This is a genomic window from Shinella zoogloeoides (genome assembly GCF_033705735.1).
GTDB classification, from domain to species: Bacteria; Pseudomonadota; Alphaproteobacteria; order Rhizobiales; family Rhizobiaceae; genus Shinella; species Shinella zoogloeoides_A.
Map to the genome: position 1 here is coordinate 716,616 of NZ_CP131130.1, position 21,326 is coordinate 737,941.

Genomic DNA, 21,326 nt, shown 5'->3' on the forward strand with positions numbered 1-21,326 from the left:
CCTCTGCCCTGCCGGGCATCTCCCCACAAGGGGGGAGATCGGCAAGAGGCGAGCACTTTGCTCAAATTGCAACGCTGATGGTGGCTTGAAACGGTGCCCCATCCAATCTCCCCCCTTGTGGGGGAGATGCCCGGCAGGGCAGAGGGGGTGTCCCGCCCGGTTTCCCATCGAAACCACATACGCCAGGCCTCGCGTCCGGGGTCTATCCACTGCGCCGCATTGCCCCGGCGGGCTTTTCACGCTAGGTCGATGGCGTGAAATTATCAGGAGACGTCGGAAGATGAGTTTGGTCGATACGATACGCAGCACCCTGGTGCCGATTCATCGGGAGGGCTGGAAGTTCGTGGCGGCCTTCTTCGTCGTGTCGCTGCTTCTCGGTCTCCTCTGGGAGCCGCTGATGTGGATCGGCTTCATCCTGACGGCCTGGTGCGCCTATTTCTTCCGCGATCCCGAGCGCATGACGCCGCAGGACGACGACCTCGTCATCTCCCCGGCAGACGGCCGCGTCTCGGCCATCGCCATGGTGACGCCGCCGGCCGAGCTGGAGCTCGGCGATCAGCCGATGATGCGTATCTCGGTCTTCATGAACGTCTTCAACTGCCATGTGAACCGCGCGCCGATGCGCGGCCGCGTCTCGCGGGTCGCCTATCGCGCCGGCAAGTTCCTCAATGCCGACCTCGACAAGGCGAGCCAGGAGAACGAGCGCAACGGTCTCGTCATCGAAAGCGCCCATGGCCGGATCGGCGTCGTGCAGATCGCCGGCCTCGTCGCCCGCCGCATCCTCTGCTGGACCGCGATGAACGACAGCCTGGAGGCCGGTGAGCGCTTCGGCCTCATCCGCTTCGGCTCGCGCCTCGACGTCTTCCTGCCGGCCGGCGCCGAGCCGCGCGTCAGCGTCGGCCAGACGGCGATCGCCGGGGAGACGGTGCTTGCCGAATTCGGCTCGGCCAAGGGTCCGGTCATCAGCCGTCGAGGATAGGCGATAGGAATTAGCCAATAGGCAGTAGGAACAATGAAATAGCCGGTACGGTTTCGATCAGGCATCTTCCTACTTCCTACTGGCTACTGCCTCACAACAACGAAGCGATAAGCGATGGACACTCCGTTTCCGCCCTATGAGCCCAATGGCCCGAACGACGAGGCCAGAGGCCCGCGCCTGCGCGAAATCCCGCTGCGCATCATCATCCCGAACGTCATCACGGTTCTCGCCATCTGTGCGGGCCTCACCGGTATCCGGCTCGCCTTCGAGAACCGTTACGAACTCGCCGTCGGCATGGTGCTGCTCGCCGCCTTTCTCGACGGCATCGATGGCCGCGTCGCGCGCCTGCTGAAGGCGACGTCCAAGTTCGGCGGGCAGATGGATTCGCTCGCCGACATCGTCAATTTCGGCGTGGCGCCCGCGCTTGTGCTCTACGTCTTCATTCTCGATCAGGCGCGCTCCTTCGGCTGGATCGCCGCGCTGATCTACGCCATCGCCGCGGGCCTTCGCCTCGCGCGCTTCAATGTCATGGCGGAGCGCGAGACCAAGGCGAAGTGGCAGTCGGAATATTTCGTCGGCGTGCCGGCGCCCGCCGGCGCCATGCTCGTGCTGCTGCCCGTCTATCTCGGCTTCCTCGGCATCGCGCCGAGCCCGCTCTTCGCCTTCCTCGCCTCCGGCTATACGGTACTGATCGGCTTCCTTCTGGTCAGCCGCCTGCCGGTCTGGTCCGGCAAGTCCGAGGGCAGCCGCATCCGCCGCGATCTCGTCCTGCCGGCGATCCTGCTCGTCGTCATCTATGTCGCGACGCTGATGAGCTTCACCTGGGAGACCATGGTTGTGACGGTCGTCGCCTATCTCGCGACCCTGCCGTTCGGCGCCCGCTCCTGGCAGCGCAAGTACGGCGGCTGGACGACGCCTTCGACCCATGGCGCAAGCGAATTCCCCGAGGAGGCCGACGGCCCCTGAGCCGGCTCCCGCCATCACATCCGCGTGAATCCCTTGAAGCCCTGTCCACACCCCGTGGGCAGGGCTTGATTTTTGCCAGGCGGTCGGGTAGATAGCTATCAAATAGATAGTGAGCTAATAATATTGAGACTAGCAATGAGACTGGCAAGATGAGCACGACCGATCCGCGCGAACGCCTCCTCGACGATCTCTCCCGTGTCCAGCGCAAGATGCGCGCGCTGTTCGACGCCCGCGTGAAGGAGAGGGGGCTGACGCTGCCGCGCGCCCGCGCGCTGCTCATTCTCGGCCGCGGCGTGCAGCTCAACCAGCGGGAACTTGCCGACGAGCTCGATATCGAGACGCCGACCCTCGTTCGCCTGCTCGACGGCATGGAAAAGCAGGGCTTCATCGAGCGGCAGGCCGTCGAAGGCGACCGCCGCGCCAAGCAGATCGCCATGACGCCCTATGGCGCCCAGGTGGCCGAGGAGGTGCTGGACCTTGCCAGATCGCTGCGCGCCGACGTGCTGAAGAGCATCCCGGCCGGCGACATGTCCACCACCGTCAAGGTCTTCGCCACCATGGCCGAGAACATCGCAAAGAGCTGTCGGGAGAGCGTCGACGCATGAGCACTGCGCCCGACAACGGGGATCGCGGCGCGGAGGGCGAGCCACCGGAGCCGGTGGAGGCGCCGCCGGCCGCCCCGCCGCCAGCTCCCCCGCCGATGCTGCCCGCGCGCGCCGCCGCCTACATGGCCGCCTCGACGCTGCTGGCCCTCACGCAGGGCTTCGGCATGAACCTCGTGGCCGCCAATATTCCCCAGCTTCAGGGCCCGTTCGGCGCTACCAGCGCCGAGGCGGTCTGGCTGATGGCGGCCTATATGGCGCCCAACGCCTCGCTGTCGATCGCCCTCATCAAGATCCGCAACCAGTATGGCCTGCGCCATTTCGCCGAGCTCGGCATTGCCGTCTTCCTCGTCGTCGCGGCGCTGCATATCTTCATCACGGACCTGCGCTCGGCGATCGTGCTGCGCTTCTTCGCCGGCATCGCCGCCGCGCCGCTTTCCTCGCTCGGCTTCCTCTATATGCTGGAGGCCTTTCCGCCGGCCCGCAAGCTGACGGTCGGCATTTCGCTGGCGCTCACCAATATCAGCCTTGCCCCGCCGCTGACCCGCTTCATCTCGCCGACACTGATCGACCTCGGCGGCGTGCGGGCGCTGCTCCAGCTCGAACTGGCGCTCGCCATGCTCGCCTTCGCGGCGATCTACCTCCTGCCGCTGACGCCGATCCCGCGCGCCAAGGTCATCGAGAAGCGCGACATCGTCAGCTATATCTTCATCGCCATCGGCTTTGGCTCGGGCGCCGTCGTGCTCGTCACCGGACGGATCTATTGGTGGCTGGAGGCGCGGTGGCTCGGCGAGCTGCTGGTGGTCATGATCGCCGCGCTCACCATCGCCGCCGTGCTGGAGCTGAACCGAGAGAAGCCGCTGATCGACCTGCGCTGGCTCGCCAGCCGCGAGGTGCTGCATGTCGGCGCGGTGCTGGTGCTGTTCCGGCTGATGCTGGCCGAGCAGACCGCCGTCGCCAGCAATTTCTTCCAGATCATCGGCCTGCAGAACGACCAGCTGACCGGCCTCTACGGCATCGTGGCGCTCGCCACCGTCGCGGGCGGGCTTTCCTGCGCGGCGATTCTCAAGCCCGGGCGGGAGCCCGGCATCCACATGGCCGCGCTGCTCTTCATCGGCATCGGCGCCTTCCTCGACAGCCATGCGACGAACCTCACGCGGCCCGGGCAGATGTATCTGAGCCAGTCGATGATCGCCGTCGGCGGCAGCCTCTTCATGCCGCCGGCCATCGCCGCCGGCTTCACCATGGCGCTGCGCAAGGGCCCGCAATACATCCTGAGCTTCATCGTCGTCTTCCTGGTGACGCAGAGCCTCGGAGGGCTGGCCGGCTCGGCGCTGTTCGGCTCCTTCATCACGCTGCGCGAGAAGTTCCATTCCAACATGCTCGCCCAGTCGATGACGCTCGCCGACCCGCTGGTCGCAGCCCGCGTCTCGCAGCTTTCCGCCGCCTATGGCCGCATCATCACCGACCCCGCCGTGCTCAAGGCGGAGGGCGTCGCGCTGCTCAGCCAGCAGGTGACGCGCGAGGCCAACGTGCTGGCCCACAACGACGCATTCCTCATCATCGCGCTTCTGGCGGTCGGCGCCGCCGTCGCGCTCGTCATTCACTGGCTTTACATCCGCATCAAGGAGGCCGCCGCCCGCCCCGAAGGGCAGGCGGCCGTTGAAGGTTGACCCCGCAATGAAGACATATATCCGCAACACGGCGACCGGCGTCGCCATCCTCCTCGGCATCGCCGGCATCGGCGCCGTGCTCTACGCCTGGCAATTGCCGCCCTTCTCCAGCGATGTCCAGACGACCGACAACGCCTATGTGCGCGGCTACGTCACGCTGATCAGCCCGCAGCTCGCCGGCTATGTCACCGACGTCACGGTCAAGGACTACGAGCCCGTGAAGGCCGGTGCCGTGCTCGCCCGCCTCGACGACCGCATCTACCGCCAGAAGGTGGCGCAGGCCGAGGCGACGCTCGCCAGCCAGAAGGCGGCGCTCGCCAATTCCGAGCAGCAGGAGAACGCCGCCAAGGCGCGCATCGGCGCCAGCGATGCGGCGCTCGCCAGCGCCAGCGCCGCAAAGCGCCGCGCGCAGGAGAACTGGAACCGCATCGAGGAACTGTCCGACAAGGGCATCGCCACCCAGAGCGACCGCGAGCAGAGCCGCACCCAGTTCGATCAGGCCGAGGCCGCCGTCGTGCAGGCCGAAGCCAATCTCGAAGTCACCCGGCAGGACCTCCAGACGATCATCGTCGGCCGCGATTCGCTGCGCGCCGCGGTGGCGGGCGCGGAGGCTTCGGTCGAGCTTGCCAAGATCGATCTTTCCAACACCGTCATCACCGCGCCGCGTGACGGCGCCGTCGGCGAGGTGGGCGTGAAGCTCGGCCAATATGTCGCCGCCGGCACGCAGCTCATGGCCGTTGTGCCGCAGGACACCTGGGTCATCGCCAATTTCAAGGAAACGCAGCTTGCCTATATCAAGCCCGGCCAGAAAGTGAAGGTCAGCGTCGACGCGCTGAAGCACGCCACCCTGACTGGCCATGTCGAGCGCTTCTCGCCGGCCGCCGGTTCGGAATTCAGCGTCATCAAGCCGGATAACGCCACCGGCAACTTCACCAAGATCGCCCAGCGCATCCCCGTCCGCATCGCCATCGACGAGGGGCAGGACCTTGCGAAATATCTCGCGCCGGGGCTTTCGGTGGAGGCGACGACGGTGGTCGGGGAGTAGGCAGTAGGCAGTAGAGAATAGGCAGTAGGCAGTAGGCAGTAGGCAGTAGGTTTGCCCCTCATCCGCCTGCCGGCACCTTTGTAACTTCCCTTTATCCGCGAAAGCCGGTGTATTTGGCATTGCGGTGGCGGATGGCATCCCGCAGCACTTTTGGGACACCAAGCCCGCGGGAGAGCCCGGGTCTCCATCCGCCGTTCCATCGAACCCGAACAGTCGCCAGGGCCGCTCGACATTGCGAAGCCCGCTTAGGCAAGGATGGGATCGGATGGACAAGGTTGTCGTCGGTATCGACGTATCGAAGGACTGGCTCGACGTGCATGTCGCACCGTCGGGTGAACATTTCCGGGTCGGCAACGATCATGCCGGCGTGGAGGCGCTGATAGCCCGGCTGTCGTCGCACGGCCCCGCTCTGGTGGCGCTGGAGGCGACGGGCGGCTACGAGCATGTGGCGGTGGCGGCGCTTTCGGCGGCGGGGCTTGCCGTGGTGGTCGTCAATCCGGCACAGGTTCGCGCCTATGCGAATGCTCTGGGCAAACATGCCAAGACCGATCCGATCGACGCGGCAGTGATCGCGGCCTTCGTCGAAGCGGCCAAGCCCGACATACGTCCCTTGAAGGACGAGGCGGCGCGGGCCTTCGGCGAACTGGTGACACGGCGGCGCCAGATCGTGCAGATGATGGTGGCGGAAGAGAACCGCGAGCGGATGGCCGCATCCCCGCCCGCCCGCAAGAGCATCCGGCGCGTCCTGACGGCGCTGCGGCGCGAGCTGGAGAGCCTTGATGCCGATATGGACGACCGGATCCGCAAATCACCGTTGTGGCGGGTGCGCGAGAGGCTGTTGACCTCGGTGCCGGGCGTGGGACCGGCGGTGGCGCGCACGCTTTTGGCACATATGCCGGAACTGGGCAGCCTCGACCGGCGACAGATCGCGGCGCTGGCCGGGCTTGCACCGTGGACGCGGCAATCGGGCAAGTGGAAGGGCAGGAGCTTCATCGGCGGAGGCCGGAGCAACGTGCGGTCCGTGCTGTTCATGGCAGCCCTCGTGGCCAGTCGCCACAATGCGGTGCTCAAGGCCTTCCGCGATCATCTCGTGGCGGCCGGCAAGCCGAAGATCGTCGCCATCGTCGCAACCATGCGGAAGCTGCTGACCATGCTCAACGCCATCATCAGGGACCAAAGGCCATGGCAAAACACTTGACAACAAAGACAGTCGCTCTCCCCGCAAGCGGGGAGAAGGATTGTCGTGGCACGGCTCTGCCATCCACCATGGTTGCGAGTTACTGGAAGCCGGATCGGCATAAGCCTTCTCCCCGCTTGCGGGGAGGAGGTGCCGGCAGGCGGATGAGGGGCTATGCCCGTGCTCGCCTCAATCCGGCAGCCGGTAATCCAGCAAACGCCCCTTGCGCATCTCGAAGAGCTTGCCCGTCTCGGTGAAACCCGGCGAGACCAGCGACAGGATGGCCTTCGCCACCTCGGAAGGATGCTGCACCGTCGACGGATCCTCGCCCGGCACGGCCTGCGCGCGCATGGCGGTGCGGGTAGCACCGGGGTCGAGCGAGGTGATGCGCAGGGCCGTGCGCTGCGTCTCGCCGGCCCAGGTACGGGCAAGGGCTTCCACGGCCGCCTTGGAGGCGGAGTAGGGCCCCCAGAAGGGCTTGCACTTGTGCGCGGCGCTGGAAGAGAGGATGACGGCGCGGCCGGCGTCCGACTTCAGCAGCAGCGGCTCGAGCGAGCGGATGAGGCGCCATGTCGCTGTGACGTTGATGGTCATCACCTTCTCGAAGACCTTCGCCTCGACATGGCCGATGGGCGAGATGGTGCCGAGCACGCCGGCATTGGCCACGAGGATGTCGAGCTTGCCCCAGCGCTCGAAGATCGAGCCGCCGAGCTTGTCGATGGCCGCCATGTCGGCAAGGTCGAAGGGCACCAGCGTCGCGCTGCCGCCGGCCTGCTTGATCGCGTCGTCCAGCTCTTCCAGCCCCCCGACGGTGCGGGCGCAGGCGATGACATGCGCGCCCGCCTTCGCAAGTTCGAGGGCGGTGAAATAGCCGATGCCGCGCGAGGCGCCGGTGACCAGCGCGAGGCGGCCCTTCAGGTCGATGCTCATGATGTCTTCAATTATCCGTTGCTTGCCAGAACCGAGACCTTCCGTCCCATCGTCTCGCCTTCCTTGTCAAGGAGGCGCGTCGGATAGTCGCCGGTGAAGTAATGGTCGGTGAACTGCGGACGGGCCGGGTTGCGGTCCTCGCCGCCGACGGCGCGGTAGAGGCCGTCGATGGAGATGAACTCAAGCGAATCCGCACCGATATACTCCGCCATCGCCTTGACGTCCGTGTACTGGTTGGCGAGCAGCTTGTCGCGATCCGGCGTGTCGATGCCGTAGAAGTCCGGATAGAAGATCATCGGGCTGGCGACGCGGATATGCACTTCCTTTGCGCCGGCATCGCGGATCATCTGCACGATCTTCAGCGACGTCGTGCCGCGCACGATCGAATCGTCGACGAGGATGACGCGCTTGCCGGCGATCATCGCGCGGTTGGCCGAATGCTTCAGCTTCACGCCGAAGGCGCGGATCTGCTGCGTCGGCTCGATGAAGGTGCGCCCGACATAATGGTTGCGGATGATGCCGTATTCGAACGGAATGCCGCTCTCCTGCGCATAGCCGAGTGCCGCTGGCGTGCCGCCGTCCGGCACCGGCACGACGACGTCGCCCTCGACCGGGTGCTCCTTGGCGAGGTTGATGCCCATGTTCTTGCGCGCCACATAGACGCTGCGGCCGCCGACGACGGAATCGGGGCGGGCGAAATAGACATATTCGAAGAGGCAGAGGCGTTCCGGCTGGGCGTTGCCCGACTTCTTCGCCTCGATGCTGATCGAGCCGTCCGGCTGGATCTCGCAGACGACGATCTCGCCGTTCTCCACGTCGCGGATGTATTTCGCGCCGATGATGTCGAGCGCGCAGGTCTCGGAGGCGAAGATCGGCTTGCCGTCGAGCTCGCCCATGACGAGCGGGCGGATGCCGGTGGGGTCGCGTGCGGCGATCAGCTTGGTGCGGGTGATGCCGAGCATCGAATAACCGCCTTCCATCTGGCGGATGGCGTCGATGAAGCGGTCGGTGGTGTTGGTGTAGCGCGAGCGGGCGATGAGGTGCAGCACGACTTCCGTGTCGGATGTCGACTGACAGATCGCGCCGCCGGCGATGAGCTGCCGGCGCAGCGTCAGGCCGTTGGTGAAGTTGCCGTTATGGGCGACGGCGATGCCGCCGACTTCCAGCTCCGCGAAGAGCGGCTGCACGTTGCGCAGCGCCACTTCCCCGGTGGTGGAATAGCGCGTGTGGCCGACGGCGATGTTGCCGGGGAGCTTGGCCAGCGTCACCGGGTTCGTATAGTGGTCGCCCACGAGACCCATGTGCTTTTCGGTGTGGAACTGCTTGCCGTCGAAGGAGACGATGCCCGCCGCTTCCTGGCCGCGATGCTGGAGCGCGTGCAGGCCCAGCGCCGTCAGCGTGGCCGCCTCGGGATGGCCGAGAATGCCGAAGACGCCGCATTCCTCATGAAGCGTATCGCCGTCGAGATCGTCGTCGTGGCGGCCGGGGAACTCAAAATCGCTCATTGCTGCAAGCCTTTGCTCGGGACCGTAGGAGGTTGCGCTGGTACTCGGTGGTTCATCGCCCCGGCGAGGCCCATATGGGTATCGCCGAAAGCATTTGCCACCGAGGCCCGGAAGCGTCAGTGGCGATTGTCTATCCTACCAAAAAATCGGGGAGCCTGCCTTCATCAATTCTCGCGAGCGGCGGCTCCCCTGGTGTTTATCCGTTCGTGGCGGGCGTGTCTTCGGCGGGTGCCGGGCTGGTGCCGCCGCCCGTCGTGCCGTCCGGCTCTTCCGCGCCGCCTTCGCCCTCGGTCTTCTTGCCGCGCAGGCGGTCGAGGATCGTCGCGTCGGCGTCTTCCGGCAGCAGCGCCACGAGGCGCGAGCCGAGATTGTCGAGCAGCGGCTTCGACTTGGCGGTGGTGACCCAGACCGGCTGCTGCTGCGGCGCGACCAGCCAATTGAAGAACAGCATGGCGACGACGACGAGCAGGATGCCGCGGGCCGCGCCGAACAGGAAGCCGAGCGTGCGGTCCAGCGCGCCGATGCGGCTGTCGATGATGAAGTCGGCGATGCGCATGGTGATGAAGGAGATCACGATGAGCGCGACGAGGAAGACGGCGCCGGCCGAGCCCGCCAGCGCGACCGTGTCGCTCGTCGTGTAGTTCTTCGCATAGGGAACCAGCACCGGATAGAGGAAGTAGGCGGCCGCGGCGGCGCCCACCCAGCTTGCGACGGAGAGCACTTCGCGCGAGAAGCCGCGCACCATCGCCAGAACGGCGGAGAACAGGGCAACGCCGATGACGATACCGTCGAGAATTGTGATGGGCATGTTCGTCCTACTCCAAACCCGAAATGTCGCCGGGCCCCATGCCCCCATGCGGGGCCAACTTATATGCCCCATGCGGGGCTAGCTTACATGTCCCCGTGCGGGGCTAACTTAGCGGAAGGCGCCGTCGCCGTCCCGGTTCGACACATATGAAGCCATGTTTCCCACAGGGCTTTCTCTTTCGCCGGAGGGCGTCAGACGTCCTCGTCTTCCCGCTTGAGGGCGTTCTTCGATCCGGCAATGCGCGCCACCAGATCCGGCAGGCTTTCGATCTCGCTCCAGCGGCCACCGGCCCCCTTGGGCAGATCGGCGGAACCGGCGGGCAGCACGGCCTGCGAAAAACCCAGCTTTTCGGCTTCTTTAAGGCGCTGGGCGGTGTGCGCAACCGGACGAATGGCGCCCGACAGGCTGACTTCGCCGAAATAGACGCAATCGGCGGGAAGGGCAAGTCCGGCGAGCGAGGAAACCAGCGCCGAGGCGACGGCAAGGTCCGCCGCCGGTTCCGAGATGCGGTAGCCGCCGGCGACGTTGAGATAAACGTCGTGCTGGCCGAGCCTGACGCCGCAATGGGCCTCCAGCACTGCAAGGATCATCGAGAGTCGCGCCGAATCCCAGCCGACGACGGCCCGGCGCGGCGTGCCGAGCGAGGTGGGCGCGACCAGCGCCTGCACCTCGACCAGCACCGGCCGCGTGCCCTCCATGCCGGCGAAGACGGCCGCACCCGGCGATTTGGCATTGCGCTCGCCGAGGAAGAGTTCGGACGGGTTGGAGACTTCGCGCAGCCCCCGGTCGGACATTTCGAAGACGCCGATCTCGTCGGTCGGGCCGAAGCGGTTCTTCACCGTGCGCAGGATGCGGTAGTGGTGGCCACGGTCGCCCTCGAAATAGAGCACCGCGTCGACCATGTGCTCGACGACGCGGGGACCGGCGATCTGGCCTTCCTTGGTGACATGGCCGACGAGGACCATAGCGGCGCCCGTCTGCTTGGCGAAGCGGATCATCGCCTGCACGCCGGTCCTCACCTGCGTCACCGTGCCGGGCGCGGCCTCGGCCGTGTCGCTCCACAGCGTCTGGATCGAATCGATGATGACGAGGTCCGGCCGCTTGCCCTCGCCGACGGTGGCGAGGATGTCCTCCACATTGGTCTCGGCGGCGAGCAGCACGTCCGTCTCGTGCGCATGCAGGCGCTGGGCGCGAAGGCGCACCTGCGCGACGGCCTCTTCCCCGGAGACATAGATGATGCGGTGTCCCTGCCGGGAGAGGGCGGCGGCCGACTGCATCAGCAACGTCGACTTGCCGATGCCGGGATCGCCGCCGATCAGCACCGCCGAGCCGCGCACGAAGCCGCCGCCGGTCGCCCGGTCGAGTTCCGCGATGCCGGTGTGGATGCGCGGCGCCTCCTCCGTCTCGCCGGAAAGCGTGGTGAGCGCGACGGGGCGGCCCTTCTTCGGCACCTTGCCGGGGCCGGCGCCGATGCCGCCCATCGGGTCTTCCTCGACCACGGTGTTCCATTCGCCGCAGCCCTCGCATTTTCCGACCCAGCGGGAATGCGCGGTGCCGCAGTTCTGGCAGACGAATTGGGTGCGGGCTTTCGCCATCGGATCTCGCTTCTGGTGCTGACGTTGGAATCGCCAGCAAGCCCATAGCACAAAACAGGAACGTGTCCTATTTTTTCACCGTCTCGTAGCGTCGTTCGTAGCGGTTGCCGAGGCTGGTGAGGAGCTCGTAGTCGACGGTACCCGCGGCGCGCGCGACGTCCTGGATCGGCATGGCGCGGCCGAAGAGCTCGATGAAGTCGCCGGCCCGTACGCTGCCGGGCGGCAGGTCGGTGACGTCGAAATGGGTGAGGTCCATGGTGACGCGGCCGATCAGCGGCACGGTGCGCCCGTGCAGCACGCCGTTCGCTCCGGGAATGCCGGCCGCGCGCAGCGGAACGCCGGCGCCGAGCGTGCGCATGTAGCCATCCGCATAGCCGATGGCGGCGATGGCGATGCGGCTGTCGCGGGCAAGCGGCGTCGCGCCGTAGCTGACGCTCTCGCCGGCCTTCGCCTCGCGCACCTGGAGGATGCGCGCCTCGGCGGTGACGACCGGTTTCATCGGGTTGTCGACGCCGTTGACGGCGCTGCCGCCATAGAGCGCGATGCCGGGGCGGGTGAGGGTGAAGTGATAGTCCTCGCCGAGGAAGATGCCCGCCGAATTGGCAAGGCTGGCGTCGATGTCGTCGAAGGCCGCGACGACGCTGCGGAACCTTTGCAGCTGCTGGCGGTTGAGCGGATGGGCTGGCTCGTCGGCGCAGGCAAGGTGGCTCAGCAGCATGATCGGCGCGAAGCTCGCCGGCCGCGCGGCGTCGCCCGCCAGCGCCAGCGCGTCCTCGACCCGAAGGCCGAGCCGGTTCATGCCGGTATCGACATGCAGCACGCAAGGATGGTCACGCCCTTCGGAAACCGCCGCCATGAAGACGACGAGCTGTTCTTCCGAGACGATGACGGGCACGAGGTCGAATTCGAAGAAGAGGCGTTCCGAGCCGGCCCACATGCCGGAGAGGACGTAGATGCGGACATCCGGCAGGATGGCGCGCAGCGTCGCGCCCTCCGCCGGAGTGGCGACGAAGAAGTCGCGGGCGCCGGCGTGATGGAAGGTCCGGCCGGCATGCTCCAGCCCGATGCCGTAGCCATCAGCCTTCAGCACGGCCGCCGTGCGCGCCGCGCCGGAGCGCCGCGCCATGGCGCGCCAGTTATCGGCGAGCGCCGAAAGGTCGATCGTCAGGCGGGCATGATCCTCACCGGCGACGGGCAGGGTGGAACGCGCGTGGGAATGGTGTGGGCTCATGGTTCTGAATACAGCCTGTTGACCATGGCGGCAATATGCCGGAGCGCGCCATTGCCGGTGCAAAAGGCGCTCTTTATGGTGCGCCACCAAAAGGGGAAACAGCATGTGGCGCAGAGTGGCAACGACCTTGGGGGCGATCACCTTTGCCTTTCCGGCGTCGGTCGCCGCGGCGCCCCCGCCGACCGACGCTGAAATGCGCGAGGCGCATGCCGTGCTGCTCGGCCTTGCCCAGGACGGCGCGGAACCCGAGCGCGACAAGGGCGCCGATGTCTATTACTCGATCGTCGAAAATCCCGATGCGCCGCGGCTCGTGACGCGGCTTGAAGTCTCCGGCGCGCCCTGCCGGGCGCGGACGATCTCCGCCCTGCAGTTTCCCGACAAATGGGCGACGCTGACCCTCGGCCTCGTCGATCTCGGTCGCGTCACCGCCGTCACGGCCTATGCCTCGGTCGACGACATGATCGCGGAGACCAACCCGCTTCCCCTCGATGCTCCGGGGGCCGAGCAGGTCGTGCTGACGGGCGAGGGGCTCTACTGTTCGAGCCGGATGTCGCTTTCCGGAGACAGTACCGCCGCGGACGAGACCTGCGCCGACCGCCTCGACCTGCCGATGACGGACGCGGACCAGAAGGCGCGCGGCAAACGCGCCCTGGCCATCGTCGCGGACTATTGCAAGGCGCCGGCCTTTCAGAAGAAGTGAGGCGGCGAAGGCCTCACGATTTCCCTCAGTGCTCGTACTGGGTGAAGGACGGATCGGCGAGATCGGTGAAGCGGGTGTATTCCGACTGGAAGGCGAGCTTCACCGTGCCGGTGGGGCCGTGACGCTGCTTGGCGATGATGACGTCCGCGGTGCCCTTCACCGCTTCGAACTTCATCTTCCATTCCTCGTATTTCGGGTCGAACTCGTCGCGCGGCTCGAGGTTCTTCACATAGTATTCCTCGCGAAACACGAAGAGCACCACGTCGGCGTCCTGCTCGATGGAGCCCGATTCGCGAAGGTCGGAGAGCTGCGGGCGCTTGTCCTCGCGGCTCTCCACCTGACGGGAGAGCTGGGAGAGGGCGATGATCGGAACATTCAGCTCCTTGCCGAGCGCCTTCAGGCCTGTGGTGATCTGGGTGATCTCCTGCACGCGATTGTCGCTGGATTTTCCCGAGCCGGTCATGAGCTGGATATAGTCCACCACGAGGCAATCGAGGCCGCGCTGGCGCTTCAGGCGGCGGGCGCGGGCGGAAAGCTGGGCAATCGAGATGCCGCCCGTCTGGTCGATATAGAGCGGCACCTTCTGCATCATCTGCGAGCAGGCGACGAGCTTTTCGAAATCGGCCTCGGAAATGTCGCCGCGGCGGATCTTCGAGGAGGAGACTTCCGTCTGTTCCGAAATGATACGGGTGGCGAGCTGTTCGGAGGACATTTCCAGCGAGTAGAAGCCGACGACGCCGCCGTTCCTCGCCTTGAACGAGCCGTCCGCCTGCACTTCCGGCTCATAGGAGGCGGCGATATTGTAGGCGATGTTGGTGGCAAGCGAGGTCTTGCCCATGCCGGGACGACCGGCAAGCACGATAAGGTCCGAGCGCTGCAGGCCGCCCATGCGGCCGTCGAGCGAGTGGATGCCGGTGGAAATGCCCGAGAGCGAGCCGTCGCGCTCGAAGGCCTGGCCGGCCATGTCGATCGCCTGCGCCACCGCGTCGTTGAACGACTGGAAGCCGCCGTCGTAGCGGCCGGTCTCGGCCAGCTCGAAGAGGCGGCGCTCGGCGTCCTCGATCTGGTTCTGCGGCGGCATGTCGAGCGGCGCGTCATAGGCGATGTTGACCATGTCTTCGCCGATGGTGATCAGCGAGCGGCGCAGCGCCAGGTCATAGATCGCCCGGCCATAGTCTTCCGCGTTGATGATCGTCACGGCCTCGGCGGCAAGACGGGCGAGATATTGCGGGATCGTCAGGTCGCCGACCTTGCCGTCCGCCGGAAGATGGGTCTTCAGCGTGATCGTTGTCGCGATCTTGCCCATGCGGATCGTGTCGCCGGCAAGCTCGTAGATCTTGCGGTGCAGGGGCTCGTGGAAATGGATCGGCTTGAGGAAGTCCGAGACGCGATAATAGGCGTCGTTGTTGACGAGGATCGCGCCGAGCAGCGCCTGTTCCGCCTCGACGTTGTTCGGCGCCTCGCGGTGATGCGCCTCCGGTGCTTCGCGACCGGCCCCGCTCAACTTGCGCACGGCATCGTTCATCGTCCCGAATCTCCCGTCCCTGTTGCCTGAAGCCCCGTGGTTTGGGTCCTTTGCGCCCGAGGGTCAAGCGGTTCCGGCCGCATGCGCGCCTGCCGCGTCCTTTAGGCCCGGTGTTAGACTTTTCCACAGGCGCGCCAAAGGCGGCAAGCCGGAATCTTCCGGGCCCGCCACCTTCCGGTTTGACTGGGGCGAATCTACAACGATGCCTCCTGCGGAAACTGCCGGGCGCCGCGGCGCTCGCCCTTCGGGTTTGCCTCATGCGCCTTCAGGCAATCCTCGCCGCGCCCGATATATTCGCGGGTCAGCGGCACGGCCTGCTGGTCATGCGCGAGCTGGAGCTGGAAGACCACGAGGTTCTGCCAGCGGAACGCGCTTTCCGAGGCGGCGAGATAGAACTCCCAGATGCGGCAGAACTTCTCGTCGTAGATCGCCTTGGCCTCCTCGCGCCGCGCCATGAAACGCTCGCGCCAGTGCCGCAGCGTTTCGGCATAGTGCAGCCGCAGGATCTCGACATCCGTCACGGCAAGCCCGCTCTTCTCTACCGCCTGCATCACCTCGGAAAGCGCGGGGATATAGCCGCCGGGGAAGATGTACTTCTCGATGAACGGGTTGTTGGCGGTCGGCTGGTCCGTGCGGCCGATCGTGTGCAGCAGCATCACCCCGTCGCGCTTGAGGAGCGAGGCGCTCTTCCTGAAGAAGGTGAGGTAGTTCGGCCGGCCGACATGCTCGAACATGCCGACGGAGACGATGCGGTCGAAGGGCCCTTCCGTGTTGCGATAGTCCTGCAGCAGGAACTTCACCTCGTCGGAAAGGCCAGCGTCGCTCGCGCGCTTGACGGCGATGGCATGTTGCTCGTCGGAGAGCGTGACGCCCGTGACCTTCGCGCCGACCTGGCGGGCGAGATAGAGCGCCATGCCGCCCCAGCCGCAGCCGATGTCGAGCACGTTCTGTCCCGGCCGGTTGATGTTGAGCTTGGCGGAGATGTGGCGCTTCTTGGCGAGTTGCGCATCATCCAGCGTCTGGTCCGGCCGCTCGAAATAGGCGCAGGAATATTGCCGGTCCTGATCGAGGAAGAGGTCGTAGAGCGCGCCGGTGAGATCGTAATGGTGCTGCACGTTCTTGCGCGAGCGCACGATGCTGTTCTTCTCCCGCGCCCAGCGGAAGAGGTAGCGGAAGCGCTCCAGGAAGCGGTTCCAGCCGGTGTCGTAATACTTGAAGTCCGGATTGCCGGTGAAGACCGCCTTGAGCAGCCCGTACATGTCGCCCTGGAGAAGATCGATCTCCCCCGTGCCGTAACAATGGCCGAGGTAATAGGCGGGATCGATGCCGAGCCCCCAGAGGGCCTTCCTGGTATTGATGCGCATGTGGACGGGATTGCCGGTGCCGTCGCCATAGGTCTGGCTGGTTCCGTCGGGGTATGTGATCGTCAGGTTTCCGGTCTCGATAAGGCGGGAAACGAGAGCCTGTACAATGAATTTCATTCGCTAAACTCCGTCACGCTTAAAATATCTGGCGGAACGGGTCTGGTCGGAAACCGGCCTGGGGAGCGGCCCGACCGCCAATCCAGTCTAACGGAATATAAATATTGATGGAAAAGACGGGATTTCAACCCGTATTTTTTTGCCTCTTTGCAAATAAGACGGGCCGGCAATGCCGGCCCGTCGGAAAAGCGTATCCGCTCGAAACAAATGAGCCGGCGGAAGCCGGCTCATTCGCTGATTATTCTTCGTCGCCGTCCTGGTCGGCTTCCGGATCGAAGAAGTCTTCCGGCTTCAGGGCGTCTTCGTCGACGCCGTAGATGGCGTCGGCCGAGGTGAGGCTTTCGCCCTTGGCCTGGCGCTCGGCTTCGTCGGCCGAACGGGCGACGTTGAGCTCGATGGCGATCTCGACTTCGGCGTGCAGGTGCAGGACGACCTTGTGCAGGCCGATCGCCTTGATCGGGGTGTTGAGCTCGACCTGGTTGCGGCCGATGTTGAAGCCTTCGGCGGAGAGGGCTTCGATGATGTCACGGGCAGCGACCGAACCGTAGAGCTGGCCGGTTTCGCCGGCGGAGCGGACCATGACGAAGGACTTGCCGTCGAGCTGTTCGGCAACCTTCTGGGCTTCCGACTTGCGCTCGAGGTTGCGGGCTTCGAGCGTCGAACGCTCGGCTTCGAAGCGCTTCTTGTTGGCTTCGTTGGCGCGCAGCGCCTTGCCGAGCGGCAGCAGGTAGTTGCGGGCAAAGCCGTCGCGGACCTTTACGGTCTCGCCCATCTGGCCGAGCTTGGCGATGCGTTCGAGGAGAATGACGTCCATTTCGAGTTCCTTTCTTGAGTTCAGGTATTCTGGTTTTTCTGGCCCGCCGGGCTGGTGGGCGTCAGCGCTATGGCGCGCCGCGTGTCCATCAGGCCGAGGATCAGGATGGCGAAGACCGGTATCGTGAAGAGCAATACCGAGATATAGGCGAACCACAGGGCAATCAGCCGCCACGGCTTGCCGCGCGTCCTGAAATGCAGGCTCGCGAAGCCGGCGAGCACGAAGCCGGCCCCGAAGGTGCCGCAGACGAGCGCGCCGATGATCGCCGGAACGCCGCCCACGAAGGACAGGACGAGGCCGGCGAGGAAGAGGAAGATCGCATTGCGGTGCATGCGCAGCGTCGAGGGCATGTCCTCGCGCGGGCGCAGGCCCTTGCCGGAAAGGCGAACGATGAAGCTTGCGACATAATAGGCGGCAAAGAGCAGGAACACCCACAGCGCGCCCTGCACCAGCGGCAGCGCCAGCGCGAAGATCGACTTCATCTGCGCGACGGCGGCAGCGTCCGGATTGTAGAGCGGTTCCTGCGCCTTCAGCGTCTCGATGACGATGTCGACCAGCTTGCCGGCCATCTCGCTGTCGTAGCCGACGATCGCGCCGACGGCGATCATGCCGAGCGTCACCATCACGGCGAGATGGGCGAGGATGTTGGAAAGCGGATACCAGGCAAGCGCGTCTTCCGGGCCGCCGAGTTCGGAGGCGGGGCGGGCGAGGTTCGCAAGGTTGCTGAGCCAGCCGGCCGGAATGAGCGTGATGATGACGATCAGCGCGGCGAAATGCGAGGAGACCAGCGCGGAGGCGGTCACGCCGCCGGCGACGACGGCGATGAAGGCGCTGGCATTGCCCCAGCCGAGGCCGGCGATCAGGATGGGAAGGGCGGACGCGGCATAGAGCACGATGGCGAGCGACGACTGCGCATTCGCGCTCAGCGAAAGCAGAGCGGCGGTCACACCGGCAACGAGGCCGGTCGCAATCGAGGCTGGCGTCAGGTTCTTCACGTCGCTGTCCTGTCCGGTCAGACAGTTAGAGGAGTGCCCGAAAGGACCGGCTCCCCAACATGGGATTTGGCCTTGCCCGTTGAGGGCCGAGGCCGGCGGTTCCGATCCGCGCCCATCGCGGAAGGGACTGGGGAAGGCGGCTGGGCCGTCTTCCCCGGTATCGTCTCTCCCGGCGCGGCGAAGGCCGGCCGGGAGGAAAGCATGATTACGCTACGACGTAGGGCAGCAGGCCGAGGAAGCGGGCGCGCTTGATCGCCTTGGCGAGTTCGCGCTGCTTCTTCTGGGAAACGGCCGTGATGCGGGACGGAACGATCTTGCCGCGCTCGGAGATGTAACGCGACAGAAGACGGACGTCCTTGTAGTCGATCTTCGGAGCGTTGGCGCCCGAGAAGGGGCAGGTCTTGCGGCGGCGGTGGAACGGACGGCGTGCCGGAGCGGAAGAAATATCAGCCATTGTCTTAGTCTCCTTCTGCTTCGATTACGCTTCGCGGGCCGGACGGTCGCCGTCGCGGCGCGGCGGGCGGTCGCCGAAGTCGCGGCGCGGACGGTCGCCGAAGTCACGGCGCGGGCCGCGGTCGTCGCCATCGCGGCGCGGACGGTCGTCGCGGTCGCGCTTCTGCATCATCGCGGACGGGCCTTCTTCGTGGGCTTCGACGGCGATGGTCATGTAGCGAAGAACGTCTTCGTTGATGCGCATCTGGCGTTCCATCTCGTGGATGGCGGCGGCCGGGGCATCGATGTCCATCAGGGCGTAGTGGGCCTTGCGGTTCTTCTTGATGCGGTAGGTGAGGGACTTGAGGCCCCAGTTCTCGACACGGCCGACCTTGCCGCCGTGTGCTTCGATCACGCCCTTGTACTGTTCGACGAGAGCGTCGACCTGCTGGGCGGACACGTCCTGGCGGGCCAGGAATACATGTTCGTAAAGAGCCATTTGGCTTTGCCTTTCTTGCGTTAAACTACACCCGAAACCGGCGCCAAGCCTCAACGACAGTTCTCAGGGGCGTATAGCCCGAAGCAAGAAAAGCGTATCATCCAGACGGTCGAGAGCGGAGACACGGGAGGCCGGAGCCCTTGGCCCCAAACGGCAGATCTTGCGATATGCCGGCCCTCCGTTCAGCCACCAGCCGGTGACCCGGGTGTTTTGAACAGCGCGCTTATACGCATTTTTCGCGGGAATGCAAGGCCTGCAGGCGCGCTGTCCCGTTCTGCGACGGCCGGGGGAACAAAAACGGACGTGGCGCGTTGTTCAGCCCGACCCAACCAGATGGAGTGACAGACATGCAGGATCCCAACCTTGTCAATCGTCCCCCGGAAGAGAGCGGCCCGACGGTGGTCAATACAACCAACCGCGGCAGCGGAACCGGCGGCTGGGCCGTGGCGGTGATCATCGCTGTCCTCGTCGCCGTGGGCATATTCTATTTCGTCGGCAGCGGAACACCGGGTGGCGGCGTCGATACGAACGCCAACACCTCGGCCATCGGGACGCAGGAAAGCGCCCCGGCGGGCGGCACGGCGACCGGCGGCGCAACGGGTGGCGCGGAAACCGGCACCCAGCCGCTGAACAGCCAGCCGGCCCAGGGCGGTGGTGCCAATACCACCACCACGCCCTGAGGTCGCCTGTATGGGGCATGAGAAACCCGCCGGAAACGGCGGGTTTCTTTTTGCGCATTACCCCTCGGACCGCACGAAACTCTTTCAGGTTTCCGGATGGGGTTCTTCGCGGCGAACTCGGTTAGCTTCTCCAGCCCGAAGTGGAGGCTTCGGAAAACCCCATCACGCCGGGAGGAGAAGCCATGGCGACCCACCATTACCGTGCCGCGGCACGGTCCTGCGCGCATATGCGCAATGTAATCGGACATTTCATGGGGGGCAGACGATGAACGCCTATACCCATCCCGAAGTGCCGTCGACGCCGGCGGACGACCTGGTCTTCGCGCTGGAGGACAAGCCGAAGCCGGCGATCGCGCTGCTCGCCGCCATCCAGCACCTGCTCGCCATCATCGTGCCGATCGTCACGCCCGGTCTCCTGATCTGTCAGGCCCTCGGCGTTTCCGCGCGCGACACCAACATGATCGTCTCGATGTCGCTGGTCATCTCCGGCATCGCGACCTTCGTGCAGTGCCGCCGCTTCGGTCCGCTCGGCGCGGGCCTGCTGATCGTCCAGGGCACCAGCTTCAACTTCGTCGGCCCGCTGATCGCCGGCGGCGTGCTCATGGTCAAGCAGGGCACGCCCGTCGAGGCCGTCATGGCCGCGATCTTCGGCGTGGTCATCGCCGGCTCCTTCATCGAGATGGGGCTTTCGCGCGTCCTGCCCTTCGTCAAGAAGCTAATCACCCCGCTCGTCACCGGCATCGTCGTGCTGATGATCGGCCTTACGCTCATCAAGGTCGGCCTCATCAGCATGGGCGGCGGTTTCGGCGCCATGCAGTCGGGCACCTTTGCCAATGGCGAGAACCTGCTCCTGTCGGGCACGGTGCTGGGCCTGATCATCGTGCTGAACCGTATCCCGGTCGTCTGGGTGCGCAGCGCCGCCATCATCATTGCGCTCGGCGCTGGCTACGCGCTTGCCGCCGCCGTCGGCCGCCTCGATTTCGCGGGCGTCCACCAGGCCGCCTGGTTCGAAGTGCCGACGCCGCTGCATTTCGGGATCGATTTCTCCTGGACGCTCTTTGCACCCATGGTCGTCATCTATCTCGTGACCTCGCTCGAGGCCATCGGCGACATCACCGCCACCAGCAAGATCTCCCGCGAGCCCGTCGAGGGCCCGGTGTGGATGGAGCGCGTGAAGGGCGGCGTGCTCGTCAACGGCGCGAACTCGCTTCTCGCCGGCATCTTCAACACCTTCCCGAGCTCGGTCTTCGCGCAGAACAACGGCATCATCCAGCTCACCGGCGTCGCCAGCCGCCATGTCGGCGTCTATATCGCCGGCGTGCTGGTGCTGCTCGGCCTGTTCCCGACGATCGCCGGCGTCATCCAGGCGGTGCCTGAGCCGGTTCTGGGCGGCGCGGTCATCGTTATGTTCGGTGCGGTCGCCGCCTCGGGCATCAACATCCTCGCCGGTCTCCAGCTCGACCGTCGCGCGCTGCTGATCATCTCGATTTCTCTGGCGCTCGGCCTCGGCGTGTCGCAGGTGCCGGAATTCGTCTCGCACATGCCGAATTTCGTAAAGAGCGTGCTGGAATCGGGCGTTGCGACCGGTGGCCTCTGCGCGGTCTTCCTGAACTGGCTGCTGCCGGAAACGCAGGAGCCCAAGCCCATCCATTGACGCCAATCTGGGCGGCCGGGGATCGGCCGCCCAGC

20 protein-coding genes are annotated in these 21,326 nt (G+C 65.7%); 9 read left to right on the top strand and 11 right to left on the bottom strand.

Annotated elements, in window-relative coordinates:
- Positions 1 to 280 precede the first annotated feature (280 nt).
- From ShzoTeo12_RS03510 to ShzoTeo12_RS03535, 6 genes are all read left to right on the top strand, one after another.
- The gene (locus tag ShzoTeo12_RS03510) at positions 281 to 979 is read left to right on the top strand and encodes a phosphatidylserine decarboxylase (RefSeq protein WP_119259130.1); all 699 of its coding nucleotides are present in this window, start codon (positions 281 to 283) and stop codon (positions 977 to 979) included.
- 114 nt (positions 980 to 1,093) lie between these two features.
- On the top strand, positions 1,094 to 1,945 hold the full coding sequence (gene pssA / locus ShzoTeo12_RS03515; RefSeq protein WP_119259131.1) for a CDP-diacylglycerol--serine O-phosphatidyltransferase: 852 nt from the start codon (positions 1,094 to 1,096) through the stop codon (positions 1,943 to 1,945).
- Between the two features lie 149 nt (positions 1,946 to 2,094).
- Positions 2,095 to 2,550, top strand: coding sequence for a MarR family winged helix-turn-helix transcriptional regulator (locus tag ShzoTeo12_RS03520; RefSeq protein ID WP_119259132.1), 456 nt, complete (start codon positions 2,095 to 2,097; stop codon positions 2,548 to 2,550).
- A gap of 95 nt (positions 2,551 to 2,645) precedes the next feature.
- Entirely contained in the window at positions 2,646 to 4,220 is a 1,575-nt protein-coding gene (locus ShzoTeo12_RS03525) for an MFS transporter (RefSeq protein ID WP_413251138.1), read from the top strand.
- Between the two features lie 7 nt (positions 4,221 to 4,227).
- A complete protein-coding gene (locus tag ShzoTeo12_RS03530) occupies positions 4,228 to 5,265 on the top strand; it encodes an HlyD family secretion protein (RefSeq protein WP_318911303.1) in 1,038 nt (345 codons plus the stop codon).
- A 265-nt stretch (positions 5,266 to 5,530) separates the two neighbouring features.
- Positions 5,531 to 6,463, top strand: a complete 933-nt coding sequence (locus ShzoTeo12_RS03535) for an IS110 family transposase (RefSeq protein ID WP_318909409.1) — start codon at positions 5,531 to 5,533, stop codon at positions 6,461 to 6,463.
- Positions 6,464 to 6,631: 168 nt separating this feature from the next.
- On the opposite strand, the gene ShzoTeo12_RS03540 is transcribed toward ShzoTeo12_RS03535, so the two are convergent.
- From ShzoTeo12_RS03540 to alr, 5 genes are all read right to left on the bottom strand, one after another.
- Positions 6,632 to 7,372, bottom strand: a complete 741-nt coding sequence (locus tag ShzoTeo12_RS03540; RefSeq protein WP_318911304.1) for an SDR family NAD(P)-dependent oxidoreductase — start codon at positions 7,370 to 7,372, stop codon at positions 6,632 to 6,634.
- An 11-nt stretch (positions 7,373 to 7,383) separates the two neighbouring features.
- Positions 7,384 to 8,877: an amidophosphoribosyltransferase gene (gene purF, locus ShzoTeo12_RS03545; RefSeq protein WP_119259135.1), complete on the bottom strand. Its 1,494-nt coding sequence runs from the start codon at positions 8,875 to 8,877 to the stop codon at positions 7,384 to 7,386.
- A gap of 196 nt (positions 8,878 to 9,073) precedes the next feature.
- Positions 9,074 to 9,685 (bottom strand): CvpA family protein, encoded by a 612-nt coding sequence (locus ShzoTeo12_RS03550; protein WP_119259136.1) that lies wholly within the window; start codon positions 9,683 to 9,685, stop codon positions 9,074 to 9,076.
- Positions 9,686 to 9,876: 191 nt separating this feature from the next.
- Positions 9,877 to 11,280 (bottom strand): DNA repair protein RadA, encoded by a 1,404-nt coding sequence (gene radA / locus ShzoTeo12_RS03555; protein ID WP_119259137.1) that lies wholly within the window; start codon positions 11,278 to 11,280, stop codon positions 9,877 to 9,879.
- 67 nt (positions 11,281 to 11,347) lie between these two features.
- Positions 11,348 to 12,511, bottom strand: a complete 1,164-nt coding sequence (alr, locus tag ShzoTeo12_RS03560) for an alanine racemase (protein ID WP_119259138.1) — start codon at positions 12,509 to 12,511, stop codon at positions 11,348 to 11,350.
- Positions 12,512 to 12,614: 103 nt separating this feature from the next.
- On the opposite strand from alr, the gene ShzoTeo12_RS03565 reads away from it, so the two are divergent.
- Positions 12,615 to 13,211: a hypothetical protein gene (locus tag ShzoTeo12_RS03565; RefSeq protein ID WP_318911305.1), complete on the top strand. Its 597-nt coding sequence runs from the start codon at positions 12,615 to 12,617 to the stop codon at positions 13,209 to 13,211.
- Between the two features lie 25 nt (positions 13,212 to 13,236).
- On the opposite strand, the gene ShzoTeo12_RS03570 is transcribed toward ShzoTeo12_RS03565, so the two are convergent.
- The 6 genes from ShzoTeo12_RS03570 to rpsF form a co-directional block, all read right to left on the bottom strand.
- Complete coding sequence (locus ShzoTeo12_RS03570; RefSeq protein WP_119259140.1) at positions 13,237 to 14,736, bottom strand: replicative DNA helicase; 1,500 nt, start codon at positions 14,734 to 14,736, stop codon at positions 13,237 to 13,239.
- A 194-nt stretch (positions 14,737 to 14,930) separates the two neighbouring features.
- Positions 14,931 to 16,217: an SAM-dependent methyltransferase gene (locus tag ShzoTeo12_RS03575; RefSeq protein ID WP_119259141.1), complete on the bottom strand. Its 1,287-nt coding sequence runs from the start codon at positions 16,215 to 16,217 to the stop codon at positions 14,931 to 14,933.
- 238 nt (positions 16,218 to 16,455) lie between these two features.
- The gene (gene rplI / locus ShzoTeo12_RS03580) at positions 16,456 to 17,031 is read right to left on the bottom strand and encodes a 50S ribosomal protein L9 (RefSeq protein ID WP_119259142.1); all 576 of its coding nucleotides are present in this window, start codon (positions 17,029 to 17,031) and stop codon (positions 16,456 to 16,458) included.
- Between the two features lie 20 nt (positions 17,032 to 17,051).
- Complete coding sequence (locus ShzoTeo12_RS03585; protein WP_318911306.1) at positions 17,052 to 18,026, bottom strand: DUF2232 domain-containing protein; 975 nt, start codon at positions 18,024 to 18,026, stop codon at positions 17,052 to 17,054.
- A 205-nt stretch (positions 18,027 to 18,231) separates the two neighbouring features.
- Entirely contained in the window at positions 18,232 to 18,480 is a 249-nt protein-coding gene (gene rpsR, locus ShzoTeo12_RS03590) for a 30S ribosomal protein S18 (RefSeq protein ID WP_097139135.1), read from the bottom strand.
- 24 nt (positions 18,481 to 18,504) lie between these two features.
- Positions 18,505 to 18,957, bottom strand: a complete 453-nt coding sequence (rpsF, locus tag ShzoTeo12_RS03595; RefSeq protein ID WP_119259144.1) for a 30S ribosomal protein S6 — start codon at positions 18,955 to 18,957, stop codon at positions 18,505 to 18,507.
- A 347-nt stretch (positions 18,958 to 19,304) separates the two neighbouring features.
- Here rpsF and ShzoTeo12_RS03600 point away from each other — a divergent pair, with 347 nt between their 5' ends.
- Both ShzoTeo12_RS03600 and ShzoTeo12_RS03605 read left to right on the top strand, forming a co-directional pair.
- Positions 19,305 to 19,637 carry a hypothetical protein gene (locus tag ShzoTeo12_RS03600; RefSeq protein WP_205536236.1) on the top strand — a complete coding sequence of 111 codons (333 nt, stop codon included), beginning with the start codon at positions 19,305 to 19,307 and terminating at the stop codon, positions 19,635 to 19,637.
- A 265-nt stretch (positions 19,638 to 19,902) separates the two neighbouring features.
- Positions 19,903 to 21,291 carry a nucleobase:cation symporter-2 family protein gene (locus ShzoTeo12_RS03605; protein WP_119259145.1) on the top strand — a complete coding sequence of 463 codons (1,389 nt, stop codon included), beginning with the start codon at positions 19,903 to 19,905 and terminating at the stop codon, positions 21,289 to 21,291.
- Positions 21,292 to 21,326 lie beyond the last annotated feature (35 nt).